General features: G+C 69.5%; 23 protein-coding genes. 9 read left to right on the top strand and 14 right to left on the bottom strand.

Going from position 1 to position 22,024, the window contains the following annotated elements:
• Positions 1 to 18: 18 nt before the first annotated feature.
• Both ACFPJ4_RS01770 and ACFPJ4_RS01765 read left to right on the top strand, forming a co-directional pair.
• On the top strand, positions 19 to 1,419 hold the full coding sequence (locus ACFPJ4_RS01770; RefSeq protein WP_386738570.1) for a class II fumarate hydratase: 1,401 nt from the start codon (positions 19 to 21) through the stop codon (positions 1,417 to 1,419).
• A gap of 5 nt (positions 1,420 to 1,424) precedes the next feature.
• Entirely contained in the window at positions 1,425 to 2,117 is a 693-nt protein-coding gene (locus ACFPJ4_RS01765) for an endonuclease/exonuclease/phosphatase family protein (RefSeq protein ID WP_386738569.1), read from the top strand.
• 2 nt (positions 2,118 to 2,119) lie between these two features.
• Here the strand turns inward: ACFPJ4_RS01765 and ACFPJ4_RS01760 are convergent, their stop codons facing one another.
• A complete protein-coding gene (locus ACFPJ4_RS01760) occupies positions 2,120 to 2,812 on the bottom strand; it encodes a prepilin peptidase (RefSeq protein ID WP_386738568.1) in 693 nt (230 codons plus the stop codon).
• Between ACFPJ4_RS01760 and ACFPJ4_RS01755 the strand changes: the two genes are divergently transcribed.
• Positions 2,813 to 4,030: an MFS transporter gene (locus ACFPJ4_RS01755; protein WP_386738567.1), complete on the top strand. Its 1,218-nt coding sequence runs from the start codon at positions 2,813 to 2,815 to the stop codon at positions 4,028 to 4,030.
• A gap of 99 nt (positions 4,031 to 4,129) precedes the next feature.
• Here ACFPJ4_RS01755 and ACFPJ4_RS01750 read toward each other — a convergent pair whose 3' ends face one another.
• The 3 genes from ACFPJ4_RS01750 to ACFPJ4_RS01740 form a co-directional block, all read right to left on the bottom strand.
• Positions 4,130 to 5,479 (bottom strand): PhoH family protein, encoded by a 1,350-nt coding sequence (locus ACFPJ4_RS01750; RefSeq protein ID WP_386738566.1) that lies wholly within the window; start codon positions 5,477 to 5,479, stop codon positions 4,130 to 4,132.
• Between the two features lie 214 nt (positions 5,480 to 5,693).
• The gene (locus ACFPJ4_RS01745; RefSeq protein WP_386738565.1) at positions 5,694 to 6,815 is read right to left on the bottom strand and encodes an aminotransferase class V-fold PLP-dependent enzyme; all 1,122 of its coding nucleotides are present in this window, start codon (positions 6,813 to 6,815) and stop codon (positions 5,694 to 5,696) included.
• Between the two features lie 7 nt (positions 6,816 to 6,822).
• Positions 6,823 to 7,608, bottom strand: coding sequence for an isoprenyl transferase (locus ACFPJ4_RS01740; protein ID WP_386738564.1), 786 nt, complete (start codon positions 7,606 to 7,608; stop codon positions 6,823 to 6,825).
• Between the two features lie 87 nt (positions 7,609 to 7,695).
• Between ACFPJ4_RS01740 and trhA the strand changes: the two genes are divergently transcribed.
• A complete protein-coding gene (gene trhA / locus ACFPJ4_RS01735; RefSeq protein ID WP_386738563.1) occupies positions 7,696 to 8,475 on the top strand; it encodes a PAQR family membrane homeostasis protein TrhA in 780 nt (259 codons plus the stop codon).
• 49 nt (positions 8,476 to 8,524) lie between these two features.
• Here trhA and ACFPJ4_RS01730 read toward each other — a convergent pair whose 3' ends face one another.
• Positions 8,525 to 8,815 (bottom strand): hypothetical protein, encoded by a 291-nt coding sequence (locus ACFPJ4_RS01730; RefSeq protein ID WP_386738562.1) that lies wholly within the window; start codon positions 8,813 to 8,815, stop codon positions 8,525 to 8,527.
• Between the two features lie 79 nt (positions 8,816 to 8,894).
• Here ACFPJ4_RS01730 and ACFPJ4_RS01725 point away from each other — a divergent pair, with 79 nt between their 5' ends.
• The gene (locus ACFPJ4_RS01725; protein ID WP_386738561.1) at positions 8,895 to 9,290 is read left to right on the top strand and encodes a DUF4307 domain-containing protein; all 396 of its coding nucleotides are present in this window, start codon (positions 8,895 to 8,897) and stop codon (positions 9,288 to 9,290) included.
• A 37-nt stretch (positions 9,291 to 9,327) separates the two neighbouring features.
• Positions 9,328 to 9,819 (top strand): transcription elongation factor GreA, encoded by a 492-nt coding sequence (greA, locus tag ACFPJ4_RS01720; RefSeq protein ID WP_386738560.1) that lies wholly within the window; start codon positions 9,328 to 9,330, stop codon positions 9,817 to 9,819.
• A 4-nt stretch (positions 9,820 to 9,823) separates the two neighbouring features.
• Here the strand turns inward: greA and ilvA are convergent, their stop codons facing one another.
• The 7 genes from ilvA to ACFPJ4_RS01685 form a co-directional block, all read right to left on the bottom strand.
• Positions 9,824 to 11,095, bottom strand: a complete 1,272-nt coding sequence (gene ilvA / locus ACFPJ4_RS01715) for a threonine ammonia-lyase (RefSeq protein WP_386738559.1) — start codon at positions 11,093 to 11,095, stop codon at positions 9,824 to 9,826.
• Positions 11,070 to 12,236, bottom strand: coding sequence for an AI-2E family transporter (locus tag ACFPJ4_RS01710; protein ID WP_386738558.1), 1,167 nt, complete (start codon positions 12,234 to 12,236; stop codon positions 11,070 to 11,072). The genes ilvA and ACFPJ4_RS01710 overlap by 26 nt, the downstream gene beginning before the upstream one ends.
• Before the next feature lie 42 nt (positions 12,237 to 12,278).
• Positions 12,279 to 13,349: an ABC transporter ATP-binding protein gene (locus ACFPJ4_RS01705; RefSeq protein ID WP_386738557.1), complete on the bottom strand. Its 1,071-nt coding sequence runs from the start codon at positions 13,347 to 13,349 to the stop codon at positions 12,279 to 12,281.
• Complete coding sequence (locus ACFPJ4_RS01700) at positions 13,346 to 14,170, bottom strand: ABC transporter permease (protein WP_386738556.1); 825 nt, start codon at positions 14,168 to 14,170, stop codon at positions 13,346 to 13,348. The genes ACFPJ4_RS01705 and ACFPJ4_RS01700 overlap by 4 nt, the downstream gene beginning before the upstream one ends.
• The gene (locus ACFPJ4_RS01695) at positions 14,167 to 15,102 is read right to left on the bottom strand and encodes an ABC transporter permease (RefSeq protein WP_386738555.1); all 936 of its coding nucleotides are present in this window, start codon (positions 15,100 to 15,102) and stop codon (positions 14,167 to 14,169) included. The genes ACFPJ4_RS01700 and ACFPJ4_RS01695 overlap by 4 nt, the downstream gene beginning before the upstream one ends.
• Positions 15,103 to 15,125: 23 nt before the next feature.
• Positions 15,126 to 16,280, bottom strand: a complete 1,155-nt coding sequence (locus ACFPJ4_RS01690; RefSeq protein ID WP_386738554.1) for an ABC transporter substrate-binding protein — start codon at positions 16,278 to 16,280, stop codon at positions 15,126 to 15,128.
• A gap of 139 nt (positions 16,281 to 16,419) precedes the next feature.
• The gene (locus ACFPJ4_RS01685; protein WP_386738553.1) at positions 16,420 to 17,595 is read right to left on the bottom strand and encodes a TIGR03364 family FAD-dependent oxidoreductase; all 1,176 of its coding nucleotides are present in this window, start codon (positions 17,593 to 17,595) and stop codon (positions 16,420 to 16,422) included.
• Between the two features lie 113 nt (positions 17,596 to 17,708).
• On the opposite strand from ACFPJ4_RS01685, the gene ACFPJ4_RS01680 reads away from it, so the two are divergent.
• Both ACFPJ4_RS01680 and ACFPJ4_RS01675 read left to right on the top strand, forming a co-directional pair.
• Positions 17,709 to 18,389 (top strand): phosphonatase-like hydrolase, encoded by a 681-nt coding sequence (locus ACFPJ4_RS01680; RefSeq protein ID WP_386738552.1) that lies wholly within the window; start codon positions 17,709 to 17,711, stop codon positions 18,387 to 18,389.
• 48 nt (positions 18,390 to 18,437) lie between these two features.
• Positions 18,438 to 19,658, top strand: coding sequence for a winged helix-turn-helix domain-containing protein (locus ACFPJ4_RS01675; protein ID WP_386738551.1), 1,221 nt, complete (start codon positions 18,438 to 18,440; stop codon positions 19,656 to 19,658).
• A 213-nt stretch (positions 19,659 to 19,871) separates the two neighbouring features.
• On the opposite strand, the gene ACFPJ4_RS01670 is transcribed toward ACFPJ4_RS01675, so the two are convergent.
• Positions 19,872 to 20,762, bottom strand: coding sequence for a M48 family metallopeptidase (locus ACFPJ4_RS01670; RefSeq protein WP_386738550.1), 891 nt, complete (start codon positions 20,760 to 20,762; stop codon positions 19,872 to 19,874).
• Positions 20,763 to 20,797: 35 nt separating this feature from the next.
• Positions 20,798 to 21,367: a LemA family protein gene (locus tag ACFPJ4_RS01665; protein ID WP_386738549.1), complete on the bottom strand. Its 570-nt coding sequence runs from the start codon at positions 21,365 to 21,367 to the stop codon at positions 20,798 to 20,800.
• Positions 21,368 to 21,464: 97 nt separating this feature from the next.
• Between ACFPJ4_RS01665 and ACFPJ4_RS01660 the strand changes: the two genes are divergently transcribed.
• The gene (locus tag ACFPJ4_RS01660; RefSeq protein WP_386738548.1) at positions 21,465 to 21,989 is read left to right on the top strand and encodes an adenine phosphoribosyltransferase; all 525 of its coding nucleotides are present in this window, start codon (positions 21,465 to 21,467) and stop codon (positions 21,987 to 21,989) included.
• Positions 21,990 to 22,024 lie beyond the last annotated feature (35 nt).

The raw sequence follows: 22,024 nt of genomic DNA, 5'->3' as shown, positions 1-22,024 counted from the left end.
GTAGGAAGGCCCTTCACCGTGAGCAGCGCCCCGCAGCAGTTCCGTATCGAGCACGACACCATGGGCGAGGTGAAGGTCCCCTTCGACGCGCTCTACGGGGCGCAGACCCAGCGCGCGGTCGAGAACTTCCCGATCTCGGGTTCCGGCCTCGAGCCGGGTCAGATCGTCGCCCTGGCGCGGATCAAACGGGCCGCGGCCCTCGTCAACAAAGAGCTGGGCACCGTGTCGGCTCCCATCGCCGACGCCATCGTCGCGGCCGCCGACGAGGTCATCGCGGGCGCGCACCACGATCAGTTCCCGATCGACACCTACCAGACCGGCTCGGGCACGAGCTCGAACATGAACATCAACGAGGTGCTCGCAACCCTCGCCACCCAGAAGCTGGGCGCGCCGGTGCACCCCAACGACCACGTCAACGCCTCGCAGTCCAGCAACGACGTCTTCCCCACCTCGGTGCACGTCGCCGTCACGGGTGCGCTCATCAACGACCTCGTTCCGGCCCTCGACCACCTGGCGGTCTCGCTCGAGAAGAAGGCGACGCTCTGGGCCGGCGCCGTCAAGTCGGGCCGCACCCACCTGATGGATGCCACCCCGGTCACCCTGGGCCAGGAGTTCGGCGGCTACGCTCGCCAGATCCGTCTCGGGATCGAGCGGGTCGAGGCCGCGCTCCCCCGCGTCGCCGAGGTGCCGCTGGGCGGCACGGCGGTCGGCACCGGGATCAACACCCCCGCGGGCTTCTCGCAGAAGGTCATCGCGATCCTCGCCGAGTCGACGACCCTGCCGATCACCGAGGCGGTCGACCACTTCGAGGCGCAGGGCGCACGCGACGGACTCGTGGAGGCATCCGGAGCCCTGCGCGTTCTCGCGGTCTCGCTCATCAAGATCTGCAACGACCTGCGCTGGATGGGGTCCGGCCCCAACACGGGCCTCAATGAGATCCACATCCCCGACCTTCAGCCGGGCAGCTCGATCATGCCCGGCAAGGTGAACCCCGTGGTTCCCGAGGCCGTGATCATGGTCGCCGCCCGCGTCATGGGCAACGACTCCACGATCGCCTGGGCCGGGGCCAGCGGCAACTTCGAGCTCAACGTCGCGATCCCGGTCATGGGCACGGCGCTGCTCGAGTCGATCCGCCTGCTCGCGAACTCGACGCGACTGCTCGCCGACACGACGGTCGACGGGCTCGAGGCCAACCTCGACCGCGCCCGCGCCATGGCCGAGTCGTCGCCCTCGATCGTCACCCCGCTCAACAAGATCATCGGCTACGAGAACGCCGCCAAGATCGCCAAGCACGCCGTGGCCGAGGGCCTGACGATCCGCGAGTCGGTCATCGATCTCGGTTTCGTCGAGCGCGGCGAGGTCACCCTCGAGCAGCTCGATCGCGCGCTCGACGTGCTCTCGATGACCCACCCCGGCTGACCCCGATGCGCGTCCTGAGCTACAACCTCGAGAAGTTCAAGGCCACCGATGAGCTCATCGACCTGGCCGAGAGGTTCAACCTCGACGTGCTATGCCTTCAAGAGTGCGACAGCTCGCAGCTTCCAGCCGAACTGGGCGGTCTGCACCTCGCCGACTCGACCAAAGGGAATCGGCTGGGGCTGGCGATCTACTACCAGCGCACCCGCTACACCTCGGTCGCGACGCAGGCCTTCGCGCTCAAGAAGTCGTGGCACGACCGGATCGCGGCTCCCGCCCACGAGCGGCTGCTGGCGAGCCGACTGCGCGACCTCGCCACCGGCCAGGAGTTCACGGTCGCGTCGTTCCACGCCTCGCCGCTCACCGCGCTGAACTCGTTGCGGCGCGCCCAGATCGCGCTCGCACACGAGCAGCTCGCCGAGTTCGGCTCGGGCAACCCCGAGCTCATGGTGGGCGACTACAACTACCCGCTGTTCAAGAACCGCCTGAGCACCCGCGTGGGCAGGACCGGCCACGACCTCACCCTCAGCGACGAGCGCACCTACACGCGATACAAGTTCGTGCGCGGCCACTTCGACTTCGCGACCTCGGTGGGGATGCGCATCCACAGCGTCGAGACCCTGCCGCAGGGCAAGTCGGATCACCTGCCGATCCTGGTCACCGCGACCGTCGACGTGGCCGGCGTCGCGCAGACGGTCTGACTTCAGAGCCCGCGCGCCACGCACGCGATCAGGATCGCGCCGAAGTAGCCCGAGAGCAGGAACGGCCCGAACGCGATGCGGCCACCGCGACCGCGGCGGATCAGCTGGATCGCGGCGGCGACTCCGCCGAGCAGGAACGCCAGCACGGGTGACAGCACGGCGACCGTCGGGATCGGTGCGGCGAGGCCCAGAGCCGCGGCGAGCTTCACGTCGCCCATCCCCATTCCGCCGAACCAGGCGAGCGGGAACAGCAGGCCGGCGTAGCCGGCCGCGGCGAGCAGGGGAAGCTGCGGCGGCGATCCGGTGGCGAGCCAGCCGACGCCGAGGCCCGCGACACCGGCCAGGAGAGCGGGGACGACGAGGCGATTCGGCAGGCGGTGCTCCGCGACATCCGTGCGGAACAGGGGCGGGGTGACCGCGGCGATCGCGAACGCCGCCAGCAGAGCGGGGGACGCGCCGAACCCGAGCGCGGCCAGGGCCGCGAGGACGATCGAGATCGCGATCATGCGGCGACCGTAGTGCACGGGGTCGCGACGCGACCGCGGCCATCCACACCCCGCCTCCTGGACGCTGCCGCCCGGACCGCTGCTGCCCAGACCTGCCGCCGCACCGCGGGCGACCCGTAAACTGGCGACGCGGCCCGAGCAGCCGACGGGCTTTCCCGTCTTCGATGCCGCCAGAAACGGGACAGGCACGTGCAGCTGCCCTTCACGCGGCCCTATGCCGCGATCCTCGTGCGCGACGGTGCGTGGCGCTTCTCACTCGCCGGCTGGTTCGCTCGCCTGGTGCGCTCGACAGCGGGCATCGGAACGATCCTGCTCATCGCCACCCAGGGGCAGGGCTACGCGGTCGGCGGGGCGGCATCCGGTGCCGTGGTGATCGGCTCGGCCCTCGCCGGGCCCTTTTGGTCGCGCGCGGCCGACCGCAGCGGCCAGACGCGCGTGCTGCCGTTCGCTCTGGGGGCATCCGCGATCTCGTCGGCGATGCTCGTGCTCTCGATCGAGTTCGCCCTCGCCCCCTGGACCTGGATCGTCACCGCGTTCCTGGTGGGCGCGTCGGCGATCGACGCGGGCGCGCTGGTGCGAGCGCGCTGGGTCCATCTGCTGAGCGGACCCCGCGAGCGGCACACCGCCTTCGCCTTCGAGGCGGTGCTGGATGAGTTCACCTTCGTGATCGGGCCGCCGCTCGTCACGATCATCGCTGCCGCCGCGAGCCCCGTGGCGGGCTTCGCCGTCGGAGTCGGAGCATCGCTGCTCGGCGGATTGGCCCTGCTCATCCAGCGGAGGACGGCCCCCGTGCCCGATCGCACCGGCGCCACAAGGGCGACCCGCGGTGTCCGCTCGTGGCTCCCTGCCGGGGTGCTCGGCTTGCTGCCCGGCTACGTGGCCGTCGGCTTGATCTTCGGATCCGTCGATCTGACGGCCGTGGGCGTCTCACGCGCCGTGGGCAGCACGGCGGTTGCGGGTATCCTGCTCGCCATCTTCGCCATCGGCAGCGTCAGCGGAGGGTTCCTGTTCGGCGCGATCGGGGCCGCCTGCACACCACTGCGCCGGCTCACCGTCGCCGGCGCCCTGTTCGCGATCGTGATGCCGTGGTTCGCCATCGCGGGCAGCCCGATCGGGTTCGCGATCGTGAGCCTGTGCGCGGGGCTCGCGACCACCCCCATCCTCATCGCATCGAGCTCGTTGATCGAGACCCTCGCGGCTCGTGAGCACATCACGGTCGCGATGTCGTGGCCCAGCGTGGCGATGTCGGTCGGCGTCACGATCGGGGCGGCGCTCAGTGGAGCCGCGATCGACGGTGCGCACATCTACGGCGGGCTGTGGGTCCCGCTGGCCGCCGCGGCACTCATGGCGGGGTCGACGGCGCTCAACGTGCTGGTGCGGGGACGAGGGCTCGCCGAGTCCGCGTGACGCGGGGGCGTCCCATGCCGAGCGCCGCTGGACGGGCCGGGCGCCGCGCCGCTCTTCTCCGGCGACGGGCTCCCGGCCCTCAAGACGTGCGCGGTCGCGCTACGCCAGCTCGTTGCCCTCAAGAAGCTCGGTGACCAGGGCGGCGATCGCGCTGCGCTCCGAGCGGGTGAGGGTGATGTGGGCGAAGAGGGGATGCCCCTTGAGGGTCTCGATGACGCTCGCGACCCCGTCGTGGCGGCCGACCCGCAGGTTGTCGCGCTGGGCGACATCGTGGGTCAGCACCACGCGGGAGTTCTGCCCGATCCGCGAGAGCACCGTCAGCAGCACGTTGCGCTCGAGCGACTGCGCCTCGTCGACGATCACGAAGGCGTCGTGCAGCGACCGGCCTCGGATGTGCGTCAATGGCAGCACCTCGAGGATGCCGCGCTCGACGACCTCCTCGAGCACGTTCTCGCTGACCAGGGCTCCGAGGGTGTCGAACACCGCCTGCCCCCACGGGCTCATCTTCTCGTCCTTGTCGCCCGGCAGGTAGCCGAGCTCCTGGCCGCCGACGGCGTACAGCGGACGGAAGACCATGATCTTGCGGTGCTGCTGCTTCTCGAGCACGGCCTCCAGCCCGGCGCACAGGGCGAGGGCGCTCTTGCCGGTGCCTGCCCGGCCGCCGAGCGAGACGATGCCGACCTCGGGGTCGAGCAGCAGGTCGATCGCGAGCCGCTGCTCCGCGCTGCGGCCGTGCAGGCCGAACACGTCGCGGTCGCCCCGCACCACCTTGAGCTGACCCTTGCCCGACACGCGCCCGAGCGCCGATCCCCGCTCCGAGTGGATGACGAGGCTCGTGTTGACCGGCAGGTCCTGCACCAGCCGGGTCGACATGGTCTCGTTGTCGTACAGCTCGGCCATCTGCTCGCTCGAGAGATCGATCTCGGCCATGCCGGTCCAGCCCGAGTCGACGGCAAGCTCGGCGCGGTACTCCTCGGCGGCGAGGCCGATGGAGGCCGCCTTGACTCGCAACGGGAGGTCCTTGGAGACGACCACGACATCCAGCCCGTCGTTGGACAGGTTGAGCGCCACGGCGAGGATGCGGGAGTCGTTGTCGCCCAGCTGCAGGCCCGAGGGCAGCACCGACATGTTCGAGTGGTTGAGCTCGACGCGCAGGCTGCCGCCACCGTCGCCGACGGCGATCGGGAAGTCGAGGCGTTCGTGCTGCACGCGCAGCTCGTCGAGGTTGCGCAGCGCCTGGCGGGCGAAGAACCCGATCTCAGGGTCGTGTCGCTTGGCTTCCAGCTCGCTCACCACGACGACGGGGAGCACCACCGCATGCTCGGCGAAACGGAACATCGCCTTCGGATCGCTCAACAGAACGGAGGTGTCGAGCACGTAGGTGCGCTCCCCCTGCTTCTGAGTCGCGGTGACGGTGGACTTCTGCTGGGGTTCGTTGAGCGCTGGCACTACCACTCCATCCCCGAGCGGCACAGGTGCAACCCGGATCCAGTTGGCGGAACGGCCGGATGGTCGCGGGGCGAACTTATGTGGCCGCTCCGATCGGACTCCGTGTCCGATGCCTCGAAGCTAAGCCCGTCGCGATGACGGGTACGTTTCGACACGCCCGTGCCGCGTTACGCGCAGATGAAGAAGGTGCGCCTTCGCGGTATCGGCGGGGATCTCAGACGCTCGTGGCCGTGCCGAACGACACCAGGGTCGCCCGCAGCATCGCGAGGGTCTCGTCGTCGGTCGACACGTGGGCGCTGAGGCGCACCCTGCCTTCGCGCATCGTGGCGCTCACCCCGTGGTTGTGCAGCGAGGCCACGAGCACGGTGAGCTGGTCGGGTGCCGGCTCGAGCACGACGATGCCCGCGCGTTCCGGCTCGGCACGCGGCGAGGCGATCGGAAGGCCGAACTCGTCGGCGATGTCGATGATGGCCGACACCCGCTGCGCGATGCGCGCGTTGATCGCCGGCACTCCGAACTGCGCGATCTCTTCGAGGGCGGCGGCGAAACGCGCCTGCGCGATCGGGTCGGGATTGCTGACCTGGAATGCTGCCGCGCCCCGGGTGGGCTGCGGCACCTCATCCAGGGGCGTCCCCTCGACATCGGTCGCGTTGAACCCCGACCAGACCGGCGTCAGGTGTTCGAGGGCGCGATCGCTCAGCGCGAGGAATCCCGTGCCCCAGCCGGCACGCGGCCACTTCTGGCCCCCGGCGACGACGACGTCGGCGAGCGCGTACGGAGCGTCGACCACGCCGAAGCACTGCGAGGCGTCGACGATGAGCATGCGGTCGCCGATGACCTGTCGGATGCCTTCCAGGTCGGCCAGGTACCCGGTGCGGAAGTCGACGAGACTGACCGCGACCGCGACGACGCTCGAGCCCAGCTGCTCACGCAGGTTGCCCGGGGTCACCCGACCGTGATCGGTGTCGAGCCAGTTCGGGGTCAGCACGCCGAGCGACTGCGCGGCGCGCACCGCGGCGAAGGTGAGACTGGGGAACTCGGCCGGCGAGACGCCCACGGTCCCGGTGATCCCGAACATCGCGTGCATGAGGCCCTGGCTCGTGTTGGGCTGGAACACCACCTGCTCGGGTCGGAAGCCGGTGAGCGCAGACACCGCCGTCTGCAGCCGTTCCCCCTGATCCATGACGTCGTCGAGCGAGCCGAAGCGCGCGTGCGCCAGAACCGAGTACTGCGCGGCGAGCTCCTCGTGCACGGTACGGCCGATGGGGCCGACCCGGGCGAAGTCGAGGTAACCCGGCTCGTCCTCGAAACGGGCGGCGTAGGCGTTGATGTCCATCACGACATCATTGCCCGTAACGCCGGTCACGAGTGGCGTAGTTGCGCAGCGCGCGCAGGAAGTCGACCTCGCGCAGGTCCGGTCCGAGCGCGTCGACGAAGTAGAACTCGCTGTGCGCGCTCTGCCAGAGCATGAAGTCCGAGAGGCGCTGCTCCCCCGAGGTGCGGATGATGAGGTCGGGGTCGGGCTGCCCCTGCGTGTAGAGGTGCTCGGCGATGAGCTCGGGGGTGAGGATCTCAGCGAGGTCGTCGATCGTGCCGCCCCCCTTGCCGTGGCTGCGCACGATGCTGCGCATGGCATCCGCGATCTCGCGCCGGCCGCCGTACCCGACCGCGAGGTTGATGTGCAGGCCGGTGTTGCCCGCCGTGCGACTCTCGGCCGCGCGCAGCCGATCGACCAGCTCGACCGGCAGCTGCTCGCTCGTGCCGACGTGCTGGATGCGCCAGTCGCCTTCGGCGGCGAGATCGGTGGCGAGGTCGCCGATGATCTCGAAGAGCTGCTCGAGCTCTTCGCTCGAACGCCCGACCAGGTTGTCGGCCGAGAGGAGGTAGATCGTGACGACCCGGATGCCGAGGGCGTCGCACCACCCCAGGAACTCCCGCATCTTCTCGGCGCCGGCGCGGTGCCCGTGCGCGGCGGTCTCGAGCGCGCGTTCCCGGGCCCAGCGGCGGTTGCCGTCGATGATCATGGCGACGTGATGCGGGCGCGGGGCGTTCGCGATCTGGCGACGCAGCCGCGCCTGGTAGAGACCGTACAGAGGTCCGGGTCGACTGGGTCTCGTCCTCTCCGCCACGGGGTTCAGGCTAGTCCACCGGAACCGGGCTCCCGCCGCCGGACGACTCTCAGCGGGATCGCCATGGAGCGCCCCTAAGATCGGGCCATGAACGCTCGGAGCGCCAAGGGATCGGCGTCGCCCGCCGACCGGCCGATCGCCGCCCTGACGGCTCCGGCCGTCGACGAGGACGCCCACGTGGACCTGCCCAACGTGCCCCTGCTCGCCGACGCGATCGCGCATCCGGCCTACGACGTCAAGCCGAGCTGGCGCGGCTGGATCCATGCCGGCACCTTCCCCCTCGCGATCGCGGCGGGCATCGTGCTCATCGTCTTCGCCGACGGCGTCGCGGCGAAGGTCAGCTCGGCGGTCTTCATGGCCACCTCGCTGCTGCTGTTCGGCATCTCGGCGGTCTACCACCGCTTCAACTGGAAGCCCTCGACACTGGCGACCTTCCGCCGCATCGACCACTCCAACATCTTCCTGCTGATCGCCGGCACCTACACCCCGCTCGCGATCAACGCCCTCCCGTTCCCGAAGAACGCGATCCTGCTGTCGATCGTGTGGGGCGGCACCGTGGTCGGCATCGCCTTCCGGATCTTCTGGCTCAAGGCTCCCCGGCTGCTCTACGTGGCGCTCTACATCGCCCTCGGCTGGGCCGCGATGATGTACATCGTCGACCTCGTCAACGCGAACGTGGCGACCATGGTGCTCGTGCTGGTCGGCGGAGTGTCCTACACGGTCGGCGCGGTGTTCTACGCCCTCAAACGGCCGAATCCGGTGCCCGGGGTGTTCGGCTTCCACGAGTTGTTCCACTCGTGCACCGTGATCGCATTCCTCTGCCACTGGACGGCGATCCTGCTGCTCGTGCTGCACCCCGTCGTCTGAGGTCGACGTCCGCTCAGCTCGGCGAGTCCGGGCCGACCCACGGGACCGATCAGTCGGCGCGCGGGGAGGGTGACGCGGGCGTACCGGATGCGGTCGCCTCGGCGCCTGTGCCGTCGGGGCCGGCCGCGGCTTCGGCCTCGAGCCGGGCCCGGATCTCGGCGCGGTAGTTCACCCGGCGAAGCCGCCGCACCATGTCGATGATCAGCAGGATGACGGCGATCATGATGATCGCGGTGATGGCGAAACCCCACACCCCGGGGGTGACGAGGTCGTCGTTCACCGTGGACGGAGACGGCGACGGTGTCGCGTCGACGAGGTGCGCGAACGTCCGCCAGATCATCTGAGCCTCTCCGATCGCGGGCCGACGGTCAGGATGAACCGAATAGCCTTGCCTTCAAGGGTAACCGCACGGAGGATCGATGAGCACCGAACTCGATGCCCGCTACGGTCGCACCGCCGGGCGCCGACTGCGCCAGCGCTGGATCGCGATCGGAACGGGCGCGGCGGTCGTCGTCGTGGTGGTCGCCTGGGTCGTATGGGTCGGTCTGTTCGGAGTGGGGGCGTCGATCGAGACCAACGATGTCGGCTACCGGATCGTCAGCGCTCACGAGATCGAGGTGACCTCGCAGGTGAGCGCCGATCCGGGTACCCGGGTGAACTGCAGCATCCAGGCGCTGAACGAGAAGCACGCCATCGTGGGCTGGAAGGTGGTCGAGTTGCCGGCCGCGACGAACCGCACCCGGGTGCTCACCGAGAGACTCCGAACCTCCGAGCCCGCTGTCAACGGCTTGATCGGCAGTTGCTGGCTGCCTTAAGCTGAGCAGTCGCCCACAATTCGAGGAGCAATTTCCCATGACCGACACGTCCGCCACCACCTGGCTGACCCAGGAGTCCTACGATCGGCTGTCCGCCGAGCTCGAGGAGTTGAGCGGTCCCGCGCGTGCCGACATCGCCAAGAAGATCGAGGCGGCCCGTGAAGAAGGTGACCTCAAGGAGAACGGCGGATACCACGCCGCCAAAGACGAGCAGGGCAAGATCGAGGCCCGCATCCGTCAGTTGACCCAGCTGCTGCGCTCCGCCACCGTCGGCGAGGCCCCGCAGAGCCACGGGGTCGTCGAGGTCGGGACGGTCGTCACGGCCAGGATCGCCGGCGACACGAGCACCTTCCTGCTCGGCAGCCGCGAGATCGCCGACGACTCGAGCGACATCGAGGTGTACCCGGAGTCCAGCCCCCTCGGCCAGGCCATCCTCGGCCTCAAGGTCGGCGAGTCGACGAGCTACACGGCGCCCAACGGCAAGGTCATCGCCGTCAAGGTGACGAAGGTCGACACCTACACGGGCTGACGCGCTACAGCTCGACCTGCGGGCGGTAGCCCTCGTCGCGCAGGTGCTGCAGCACGAGTTCGGCGTGCTGGGCCCCGCGGGTCTCCATGTGGATCGAGATCTCGACCTCGCTGATCTGCAGACCGGTGCCGTGCCGGGTGTGCAGCACCTCGACGACGTTCGCGTTCGCCTCCGCGATGATCTCGGCGATGCGGGCGAGCTGCCCGGGACGGTCGGGCAGCGGGATGCTCACGATCAGGTAGCGCGCCGAGGCCGCGAGACCGCGGCTGATGACCCGCTCCATGACCATCGGGTCGATGTTGCCGCCGCTCAGCACCACCACCGTCGGGCCGTCGAGCTCGATCTTGCCGGCGAGCAGGGCGGCGACGCCGACCGCACCGGCGGGTTCGACGACGAGCTTGGCCCGCTCGAGCAGCACGACGATCGCCTTCGCCGTCTCGTCGTCCTCGATCGTGACGACCTCGTCGACCGTGCGCCGCACGATCTCGAAGTTGAGCTCGCCGGGCCGCGCGACGGCGATGCCGTCGGCGATGGTCGGAAGGGTCGCGATCACCTGGGGCGCGCCCGCCGACAGCGAGGTCGGGTACGCCGCCGCGTTCGACGCCTGAACTCCGATGATGCGCACTCGACGCCCGAGTTCCGGCTCGAGCTGGGCGAACGCGCTCGCGATACCCGAGGCGAGACCGCCGCCGCCGATCGGCACGACGACGTTCGCGACATCCGGAACCTGCTCGAGGATCTCGAGCGCGAGCGTTCCCTGGCCGGCCACGATGTCCGGATGATCGAACGGCGGGATCGGCACCGCGCCGGTGCGCGCCGCGAACTCCGCCGCCGCCTGGAAGGTCTCGTCGACGATGTTGCCGTGCAGCACGACGTCGGCCCCGTAACCGCGGGTCGCCTGCAGCTTCGGCAGGGCGACGCCCAACGGCATGAAGATGGTGGCCGCGATGCCGAGCTCGCGGGCCGCGAGCGCTACACCCTGGGCATGGTTGCCCGCCGAGGCGGCCACGACGCCCCGGGCCTTCTCGTCGTCACTGAGCTGCGCGAGCCGGTTGTAGGCGCCACGGATCTTGTACGACCCCGTGCGCTGCAGGTTCTCGGCCTTGAGATAGACCGGATGCCCCGCCGTGTCGGAGAGGAACCGCGAGTCCTCCATCGGCGTCGTCGACACCACGGGCGATATCCGCACGCGCGCCTCGCGGATCTCGGCGAGGGTCGGACCGGGCAGCGGTGAGTTGTCGGCGTACCGCTCAGGACGGGGCGTGGCTGCGGGCACCGCGGCGACCTTTCGTAGACGGGACGACATCGCTGACGCTCGGGTGGGGGTTGCTGCGCCAGTCGCCGCGGGCGATGTACCCGACCATGACGTTGAGCACCGCGACGAGGGGAACCGCGAACAGGGCACCGGGGATGCCGCCGACCAGACCGCCGGTCGCGACCGCGAGCACGACGGCGAGCGGGTGCACCTTGACCGCATTGCCCATGACGAAGGGCTGCAGCACATGACCCTCGAGCTGCTGCACGAGGATCACGATGCCGAGCATGATGACGGCCGGGATCGGGCCGAGGTAGACCAGTGCCACGAAGACCGCGATGACGCCGGTCAGCACCGCCCCGACGACGGGGATGAAGGAGCCGAGGAAGACCGCGATCGCGATCGGGATCACGAGCGGGAAGCCGCCCGTGAACAGTCCGAGCACGAAGGCGCCGAGACCGATGCCGACGGCGTCGACGAAGGCGACGAAGATCTGGACCTTGACGAAGCTCGTCAGCGTGATCCAGCCGGCCTCGCCCGCCCCGATCAGGGCCGCTCGGGCACGGACCGGGAACAGCCGGACGACCCAGTGCCAGATGCCGCGCCCGTCGATCAACAGGAACAGCGTCGAGAACAGGGTGATGAGGAAGCCCGCGAGCACGTGCCCGGCGGTGCTGCCCACCGAGAGCGCGCCGTTGAGCAGACCGGAGCCGTCCCGCTGGATGGCGGTGACGAACTGGCCGAGGTAGCCGTTGATGTCGGATTCGGTGAGGCCGAGCGGCGAATCGAGCAGGAAGGCCTTGAGGTCGGCGTAGCGGGCGACGGTCTGCGCCTGCAGGGCCGGATAGCCGCGCACGATGAAGATCACGACGAGGGTCAGCAGCCCGCCGATCACGACGAGCAGGCCGACCTCGCTGACCGCGACCGCGGCCCACTTCGGCCAGCGGTGCCGGCGCTGCAGCCACTGCGAGAACGGGACGAGCAGAGCCGCGAGCAGCAGGGCGATCAGGAACGGGATGGCGATCAGCCTCAGCTGGACGAACAGGAAGCCGATGAGGGCCAGCACCCCGGCCACGACCAGGATGCGCCACGACCAGTCCGCGGCGATCCGGATGCCCGGGGTCAGCGACTCGGACGATTCGTCACCGGAACGGATTGCCACTGCCACAGTCTAGGCGGCGGCGACGGGCCGTTCGTGCCGTGGTCAGGCCTCCCGCGGGCTCGCGAGGACCCGCTTTCCCTTGAGACGCAGGTGGGCGAGCTCGCCCGGCTGGAGCGCCTCGGCGACATCGTGCTGGATCGAGAGGATGAAGCCGTCGTCCAGCCGCAGCTGGGTGCGGCGCAGCGAGCCCAGGAAGCTCGAGGTGATGACGGTCGCGGCGATCCCCTTCGGATCGAGCACGACATCCTCGGGCCGCACGAATGCCGTCACCGGTCCATCGGGCAGCGGTGCGTTGATCAGCTCGAGTCGCTTGCCGAGCACGGTGACGAGCCCGCCGTCGAGCTCGGCCGGCACCTGGTTGCTGAGCCCGACGAAGTTGGCGACGAAGGCCGAGACCGGCGAGGTGTAGAGCTCCTCGGGCGTGCCGATCTGCTCGATGTTGCCGTCGCGCATGACGGCGACCCGGTCGGCGACCGCGAGCGCCTCCTCCTGGTCGTGCGTGACGAACAGGGTCGTGATGCCGAGCTCGGTCTGGATGCGCCGGATCTCGTCTCGCAGCTGTACCCGCACCTTCGCGTCGAGCGCCGACAGGGGCTCGTCGAGCAGCAGCACGCGCGGGCGGGTGACGAGGGCACGGGCGAGGGCCACGCGCTGCTGCTGGCCGCCCGAGAGCTGATGCGCGTACCGCTTCGCCAGCTGCTCGAGGCCGACGAGCTCGAGGGCCTCGGTGGCACGGGCCTTGCGCTTCACGGCGTCGACCTTGCGCATCCGGAGTCCGAACTCCACGTTCTCGCGCACGGTCATGTGCGGGAACAGCGAATACGCCTGGAACACCATGCCGATGTCGCGCTTGTTGGCGGGCACGTCGACGACGTCCTTGCCGTCGATGAGGATGTGGCCGCCGTTCACCTGCTCGAGGCCGGCCAGGGTGCGCAGAGCGGTCGTCTTGCCGCAGCCGGACGGCCCCAGCAGCGCGATGAACTCCCCCGGCTTGATCGAGAGGTTGACGCCGGTCAACGCGCGGTGGCCGGCGTAGTCCTTGACGACATCCTGGAGTTCGACGGTCGCGCCGGGGGCGCCGATCGTGATGGGGGAGGTTTCGAGGAGGCTCATGCTGCTTTCCTGTTCCGGGTCGCCGAACCGACGCGACCGATGATGAGAAGGAGGGCGAAGGCGAAGACCAGCGCGAAGACCGCGAAGATGTCGCCCACGTAGGGGTCGGTGCGCTGCAGGAGGACGAGCGCGGTCTGGAACACGTTGCGGCTGAGGAAGGAGGCGATGGTGTACTCCCCCAGCACGACCGCGATCGTGATGAAGCAGGCGGCGAAGATGCCGCGGCGCAGGTTCGGCAGGATGATGCGACCGACGACGTCGGCCCAGCCCGCGCCGAGCGAGCGGCCCGCCTCGCTGAGGATCACCATGTCGAGCGCCGCGATGTTCGCCGCGATCGGCCGGTACGCGTACGGAAGCACGATGACCCCGATGGCGAAGGCGAGCGTCCAGGGCGTGCTGCCGAAGATCCGCACGACCGTCGAGTAGACCGGCACGAAGCCCACCACGAGCACGATCGTCGGGATCGTGATCGGGATGATGCAGATGAACTCGAGCACGCGCCGAAGCTTCGGAAAGCGCAACTCGACGAGGATCATCGTCGGCAGCAGAAGCAGCAGCACGATGAGCACGGTGATCGCGCAGATCACGAGCGAGTTGCCGATGCCCTGGAACAGCTCCTGATAGGTCGAGGCGCTCTTCGGGTCGAAGATCGCGATGTAGTGCGCGGGCCCATAGCCCTGCACGCCCTTGACGGGCTGCCCGACCCGCAGCGAGAACTCCACGAGCGCCGCGATGGGCGCGAGGAAGAGCACCGCGGTGACGACCAGGATGACGACGCGCGTCACCGGGCTGGGTATCGCCCCGAATCGCGGCGCGCTCATCGCTGCCACCTCGAGGCGCGACGCTGCAGCAGGGCGTAGAGCCCCATCAGCACGACCATGACGATGACCATGCCGAGCGCGAGCACGCCCGCCACGTTGGCGACGCCGACCACCGTCTCGCTGGTCAGCTGCTGCTTGATCGAGAGGGTGATGATGCCGCCCTGCGAGATGAGCGCCGCCGCCGTCGCATACGACGAGAAGGCGTTGGCGAACAGCAGGATCAGGCTGCCGAAGAAGGCCGGAGCCAGGATCGGCATGGCGATCCGGGTCCAGTAGGTGAAGCGGGTGCCGCCGAGGGTGGCGTTCGCCTCGCCCCAGGTGGCCTTGAGCCCCTCCATGGCGGGCATGAAGGTCAGCACCATGAGCGGCACCTGGAAGTAGAGGTACGGGATGACCAGTCCGGGGATCTGGTACAGCAGCGCGCCGTTGTGGCCGAAGCTGTTGAAGATGTTCGAGGTCAGCCCGGCCTGCACGAGGAGTTTCGTGAGGATGCCGTTGAACCCGATCAGGGCGATGAAGGCGAAGGCCAGCATGACGCCGCCGAACTGGGCCAGAACGCTGCTCGCCGAGTCGACCACCGAGCGGAGCATGCCATCCGGCTTGGTCCCCATCAGGGCGAAGCAGATCACCGCACCGACGATCGCGCCGATGATCGCGGTGACGGCCGAGACGCCGAACGAGGCGAGGAATTGACTCTGGATCTGGGGGTCGGCCAGGGCCTTCAGGTTGTCGAAGGTGAAGGCCCCCGCGTTGGTGAAGAACCCGCTGCCGACGGCGAGGACCGCGGGCACCGCGAGGAAGAGCACGACGTAGACGAGAAACGGCAGCAGGCCCAACCAGACGGCGCTGCGGCGCCGGGACGAGGTCCCGGCGCCGCGCGTCGTGGTGGCCGTCGCCGTGGTCGTGCGCGTGGGCACGGTGGCGGCAGTCATCGGTGTGTCTCAGCGGGTCCGGCTCAGCCGATCGCCGCAGCCCACTTGGACGTCAGAACGGTCGCGGCCTTGCTCGCCTGGTCGGCGGTCAGCTGCACGAAGTCCTTCGGCGGCTCGCCGACGCTCTTGAGCACCTTCTGGTCGACCGTCTTGTTCTTGATCATGGCCTGCAGCGTCGCCGGGTAGGCGCCCGACGCGAGGTACAGGTTCTGCACCTCGGGGCTGTAGATCCACTCCTCCCAGAGGCGGGCGGCCGCGGGGTGCGGGGCGTCCACGTTGATGGCCTGGTTGTAGTAGCTGCCGAGAGCCGTGCCGGGCAGGACCACGGTCTTGAAGTCCGGGTTGCCCGCGCTGCCGCCGGCGGCACCCCACGCGAGGTTGTTGTAGCTCCACTGGATGACGACCGGGGTCTCACCCGAGGCGACGGTGGCCTGCGTCGGCGTGACGCCGAGGTAGTTGCCGGCCTTCTTGAGCTTGCCGAAGAAGTCGACACCGGCCTGGATGTTGTCGGCCGAGCCACCGTTCTGCAGCGCGGCCAGGTAGACGGCGCTGGCGGCCTCGTTGGCCTGGGTCGGGTCGCCCTTGATGGCGACCTTGCCCTGGTAGGCCGAGCCGAGCAGGTCGTCGATCGACTTCGGCGCGGTCTTGATGACCTTGCTGTCGTAGCCGATCGACATCAGGCCGGTGTAGTCGTAGTACCACTTGCCCGAGGCGTCCTTGAAGTCGGTCGGGATGTCGGCCCAGTTCCCGACCTTGTACGGCGCGACCAGGTCGAGGTTCTGCTGCAGCACGGCGGTGCCGATGTCGAAGACGTCGGGCGCGGTGTCCTGACCCTTCTGCGACTTGGCGGCCGAGACCTCGTCGGCGCTCGATCCGTCGGGGTTCGCCGAGTTGATCGTGATCTTCGGGTACTTCTTCTCGAAGCCCGCGATGATCGCGCCGTAGTTCGCCCACGACGGCGGAAGCGTGATGACGTTCAGAGCGCCTTCGGCGTTGGCCGCCGCGACGAGGCCGGCCTGGCCGCCGAACGCCTCGGCGCTCGTGGCCTTCTGCGCCTCGGCGAGGCTGAGGCTTCCCGGCGTGCTGCTGCTGCCGCTGCCGGCGGTGCCGGCGCAGCCCGTGAGCGCCAACGCGGCGGTGACCACCAGGGCGGCACCAGCGAGGTAACGGGTCTTCATGGAATGTATCCCTTCCCATGGCATCGCCCGCGGTCGTCCGCGCTGTGGGGCGGACTGTGGGATCCCGGGGACGATCCGGGCTCAGACTGAGCGTCGCGGGTTACCAGGCGGGCAAAGTCAGGTGAACGATGGGGGCGGTTCAGACGAACGTGCCGAACGTCTTCTCGGCCAGGCCCAGGCCGATCGTCATGCCCACGCCGGACGTGACCACCGCGACCGTGACGCCGGGCTCGGGTTCGGCGATCAGGAACGGCTGACGTGCGCTCGAGGCGTACACGCCCTGCCAGCGCTCGAGCACACGCAGGCCCGGTACGCCGAGAATGCGGGCGACCGCCTCGAGCAGGATGCCGCTAGTCGCCTCGGCCAGGAACGGATCCTGCGTGACCCCGTAGCGGTGGCTGTCGCCGACGATGAGGGTCCCGTCCGGCCGTTGCGTGAACATCACGTTCGCCACGATCGACACCAGCTCGGGATGCTCGGCGGCCAGTTCTGCGCGCAGGGCGGTGGCGGCATCCGTCTCGGCGAACGCGGGATACCGGATCATCGAGGTTCCGGTCAGCACGGCCGGACCGAGCTCGAGACCCGCCGGGGGTTCGACCCGCGCCATCTGGAGCGCGCAGCGCTCGACCTCGTACTCGGCGGCCAACTGCGGGTAGAGCAGGTCGAGGTCGTGCCCGACGCAGACGATCGTGCGGGCAGCGCGGATGTCGCCCCGGCTCGTGCGCACGACCCCGCCGGAGGCCCCGAGGAAGGTCGTGCGCCAGGCGAACCGTACCCCGGGCTGCTCGGCGAGCCAGGCGGCGAGCGCCCCGACCGCCTCACGCGGATCGACCCGCAGGTCGTCGCGCAGCCAGGCGCCGCCGCGGATCGTCGGATCCGAGGCGGATCCGAGATGCTCGCGCACCTGCGCCGCGCCCAGCAGCCGCAGCTGCTCCGCGTCGCGCGAGCCCGCGAGCTCCTCGAGCACCGCCGACTCCGCGGCGCTCCGGGCGATCGCGATCGCGCCGGCCCGGCTGACGAAGAACCCCGCGCGGTCGGCGTACCGGAGCCACTTCTCGCGGGCGACCGTCGCGAGTTGCAGCAACTCGTGCGACTGCGCCGTGACGCAGGCGTGCCCGAAGTTGCGGATCGACGCGCCGACGGCGCGCGCGTCGCGGTCGATGATGGTCACCGTCAGGCCGCGCTCGACGGCGGCGATCGCGTGGGCGAGGCCGACGATCCCGGCTCCGACCACGAGCACGTCGGTGTCGACGCGACCGTCGACGACATCGCCGGGGCCGTCTGCCGGGATCGAGGGGTGCGCTGGTGTGCTCATCGCTGGGCACTCTGCTGCGGGTCGCGGTGCCGCCGCAAGTTGCTCGCCGCCCGATCGCCGCCTTGTCGCCGGATGTTCATCCTCCCGTTGCCGGGGTCCGTCACGATCGCCTGATGATCGATTTGGTCGCCCTCGACATGGCCGGAACCACCATCGACGACCACGGGTCCGTCTACCTCGCGCTGCGCCGCGCGGTGGAGGAGACCGGGGCGCCCGTCGCCGCGGAGGACCTCCAGCACTGGATGGGAACCGACAAGATCGAAGCGATCTCGGCTCTCATGCGCCTCGGCCGGGTTCCCGCCGAGACCACGACCGTGATGACGGCCTACCGCCGCTTCCGCGCTCTGCTCGACGAGTTCTACCTCGAGTCGCCGCCGGTCGCGCTGCCCGGGGTACGGGATGCCCTCGCGACGCTGCGCGATCGCGGCGTGCGCATCGCCCTCACGACCGGATTCGACGACAGCGTCGCGAACGCCCTGCTCGAGTCGCTCGGCTGGAAGGTCGGCGAGGGCGAACTGCTCGACGCCGTGGTGACCACCTCGCAGGTGAAGGCCGGTCGACCGGCCCCCTACCTCATCCATCACGCCATGGAGCTGACCGGAGTGGACGACGTGCGCCGCGTGCTCGCGGCCGGCGACACGATCGTCGACCTGCAGGCGGCGTGCAATGCGGGCGCGATCGCCGTCGGCGTCGAGACCGGTGCCCTCACCCGCGAGCAGCTGGAGCGGCATCCGCACGACTACGTGCTGCGCAGCGTCGCCGAGATCCCGGAACTCGAAGAGGCGCGCGTCTAGCCTGTCGTCCTCCGGCCGCCGTCGGTGGCTCTCGCTAGGGTCATGCCGATGCCCGACACGATTACGCCCGCCGCAGCCCGACGGATCGCGCTCGCCGCGCAGGGCTTCGGTCGATCGCATCCCGAGTCCGTGGGCACCCGGCAGCTCAAGCAGCTGTTCGAACGCCTCGGCCTGCTGCAGATCGACTCGGTCAACGTCTTCGAGCGCAGCCACTACCTGCCGGTGTTCGCTCGCCTCGGCGGCTATGACAAGGCACTGCTCGACAGACTCACCTTCGCCCGCCGCGGTCCGTACACGGAGTACCTGGCTCACGTCGCCGCCTTCGTCCCGGTCGCCGACTATCCGCTGTGGGGCTTCCGCCGGGCGCGGTTGCGCGAGAAGTACTCCCGCGACGAGTGGGTCGCCGAGAACCGTCCCATGCTCGACTGGCTGCTGGCCGAGCTCGCCGACAAGGGCCCCATGCCGGCCAGCCGTTTCGAGCACGTCGAGAACGTGCGCAAGGGCCCGTGGTGGGGTTGGGGCGACGTCAAGCTCGGCCTGGAGTACCTGTTCTCGTGGGGCGAGGTCGTGTCGGCCGGGCGCCGCAACTTCGAGCGGGTGTACGCCCTCCCCCAGCAGGTGATCCCCTCGGCGCTGCTCGAGGCCGAGATCCCCGCGGATGAGGCCGTGCGCGAACTGGTCCGTCGCGGCAGCCGCGCCCTCGGCATCGGCACCGCCAAGGACATCGCCGACTACTACCGGCTGAGCAGCGCGGCGACGCGGCTCGCGATCGACGAGTTGGTGGATGCCGGCGAGCTGCGACGGGTGACGGTGCCGGGCTGGCCGCGGCCGGCCTTCCTGCACGGCGCGGCGCGCATTCCGCGTCGCATCGAGACGGCGGCCCTGCTGTCGCCCTTCGACCCCGTGGTCTGGGAGCGCACCCGGGCCCTGACGATGTTCGGCTTCCATTACCGGATCGAGCTCTACACGCCCGCGCCGAAACGGATCTTCGGCTACTACACGCTGCCCGTGCTGGTCGACGAGGCCCTCGTGGGCAGGATCGACCTCAAGAGCGACCGGCAGAACGGCGTCCTCCGCGTGCAGTCGGCCTGGCACGAACCGGGGGCGCCCGCGGGCATGGAGGAGCGGATCGCCCCCGTGCTGCGGCAGGCGGCGGCGTGGCAGGGGCTCGGCGACATCGAGGTGATGGATCGCGGCGACCGCGCCCGGTCGCTCGCCGCGGAACTCGGCACCACGGTCACGGACCCGGACTCGCGGCCGGCCCCGTAGCCGGCCCGTAGCCGGCCGCCGCCCCGGGTTCGCCGCCGGCCTCGAATTGGGCCCCAACCCCGCAGGCGGATCAGGATCACCCAGGGGTTTCGGCAGGATGCCGCGCGCGGGCGGCAAGGGTTCCTGAACGGCCGACTCCTGGCAGCTGGGTGGCAACTGGTGGGTGGAAGGCGCCCGGTGGGCGACCCCCGACCCAGACCCGGGCCGCCCCGGCTAGAACTTGGTCGCGTTGCTCTGCAGGCGCGCGATGCGGTCGGCGATCGGCGGGTGCGTGCTGAACATCCGGGCGAGCACGCCGGGCTTGTTGGGATCGGCGATCCACAGGTGCGACATGCTCGTGTTGGTGCGCGCCACCGGCCGGGCGTTGGCCTCGAGCTTCGCGAGGGCGCTCTCGAGTCCCTCCGGATCGCGGGTGGTCATCGCGCTCGTCGCGTCGGCGAGGTACTCGCGCTGACGCGACACGGCCGCCTGCACGACCGCCGCCGTGATGGGAGCCAGGATCGCGGCGATCAGGCCGATGGCGATCACGACGAGCACGGCCGGGCCGCCCAGGTTGTTGTCGCGGCTGCGACCGCCCCAGGCGATCATCCGGAAGATGATGTCCGAGATGATGCCGATCGCGACGACGAGCCCGAACACGATGAGCGAGACCCGGATGTCGTAGTTCTTGACATGCCCCATCTCGTGCGCCATGACGCCCTCGAGTTCGCGGTCGGTCATGATGTCGAGCAGTCCCGTGGTGGCCGCGACCGAGGCGTGCTGAGGGTCGCGACCGGTTGCGAAGGCGTTGGGCGCGGGGTCGTTGATGATGTAGACCGCCGGGGTCGGCAGCCCCTCGGTGATGGCCAGATTCTCGACGATGCGGTAGAACCGCGGGTTGTCGGACTTCTGGATCTGCTGAGCGCCGCTGAGCGCGAGCGTCTCGCGAGCCGCCATGAAGTACTGGAAGGTCGCATAGGCGGCCGCGATCACGAACACGACGACCGCGATGCTCCAGCTCTGGTACACCCAGGCGGCGAGCGCGCCGAGGCCGCCGATGATGATCAGGAAGATCGCGATGATGAAGATCGTGTTGCGCTTGTTCTGCGCGATCGCGCTATACATGCGATCCCGTTCTGCAGGTCACTGAGGGGTGTCGACTAGAACTGCACCTTCGGCGGCTCGGCCACCGAGGATGCGTCGTCGACCTCGAAGAAGTCGCGCTCCTTGAACCCGAGGCTGCGCACGAACAGCGTGTTCGGGAAGGTCTTGATCTTCGTGTTGAGCTCGCGAACCCCGCCGTTGTAGAAGCGGCGCGAGGCCTGGATCTTGTCCTCCGTGTCGACCAGCTCGGCCTGCAGCTGGAGGAAGTTCTGGTTCGCCTGCAGCTGCGGGTAGGCCTCCGAGACCGCGAACAGGCTCTTGAGGGCGCTGTGCAACTGGTTCTCGGCGGCGGATGCCTCGGCCGGCGTCGTGGCGTTGATCGTGGCGGCACGCGCTGCCGTGACGTTCTCGAACACCGAGCTCTCGTGCGCCGCGTAGCCCTTGACCGCCTCGATCAGGTTTGGGATCAGGTCGGCTCGCCGCTTGAGCTGCACCGTGATGTCGCTCCACGCCTCGTCGACGCGCACGTTGAAACGAACGAGTCCGTTGTAGGTGGCGAGCAGGTAGATGCCGATGATCACCACGAGGGCGACGATGACGATGATGACGACGACGAGTGCGTTCATGCGATTGATCTTAGAGCGGCGTCGCAGCGTAAACCTATGCGAATGCTCGACGGTTGCCGTGAACAGCGGCCCGCCGCGACCGTGGCATGATCGGCGGGTGACCGCCGCGACCGATGCCCTCGACCGCCTGACCGCCGTCGTGCCCGACTTCCCGACTCCGGGCATCCTGTTCCGCGATCTGACCCCGGTCTTCGCGGATGCCGCGGCTCTCCGCGCGGTGATCGATGAGCTCATCGCCCCCTTCGCCGGGTCGTTCGACGTGATCGCCGGCGTCGAGGCGCGCGGCTTCGTGCTCGCCGCCGCGGCCGCCGTTCTCGCCGACACGGGGGTCGTCATGATCCGCAAGGCGGGAAAGTTGCCGCGCCCCACGGTGAGCCGGCACTACAGCCTCGAGTACGGCACGGCGACTCTGGAGCTGCACTCCGACGAGCTGCCGCCCGGGGCCCGCGTGCTGCTGGTCGACGACGTGCTCGCGACCGGCGGGACGCTCGAGGCCTCGCTCGGGCTTCTGGATGACGCCGGCCTGGTCGCGGCCGGGGTGTCGGTCGTGCTCGAACTCACCGAGTTGAACGGTCGTCCGCGCATCGGCGGAGTACCGTTCGCGACGCTCCAACAGGTCTAGGCCCGCCGCCGCCGCGAGGCGATCGCCGCGACGCT

It is taken from the genome of Lysinimonas soli (genome assembly GCF_042655435.1).
GTDB classification, from domain to species: Bacteria; Actinomycetota; Actinomycetes; order Actinomycetales; family Microbacteriaceae; genus Lysinimonas; species Lysinimonas soli.
This window is presented reverse-complemented; position numbering and strand designations above follow the sequence as displayed.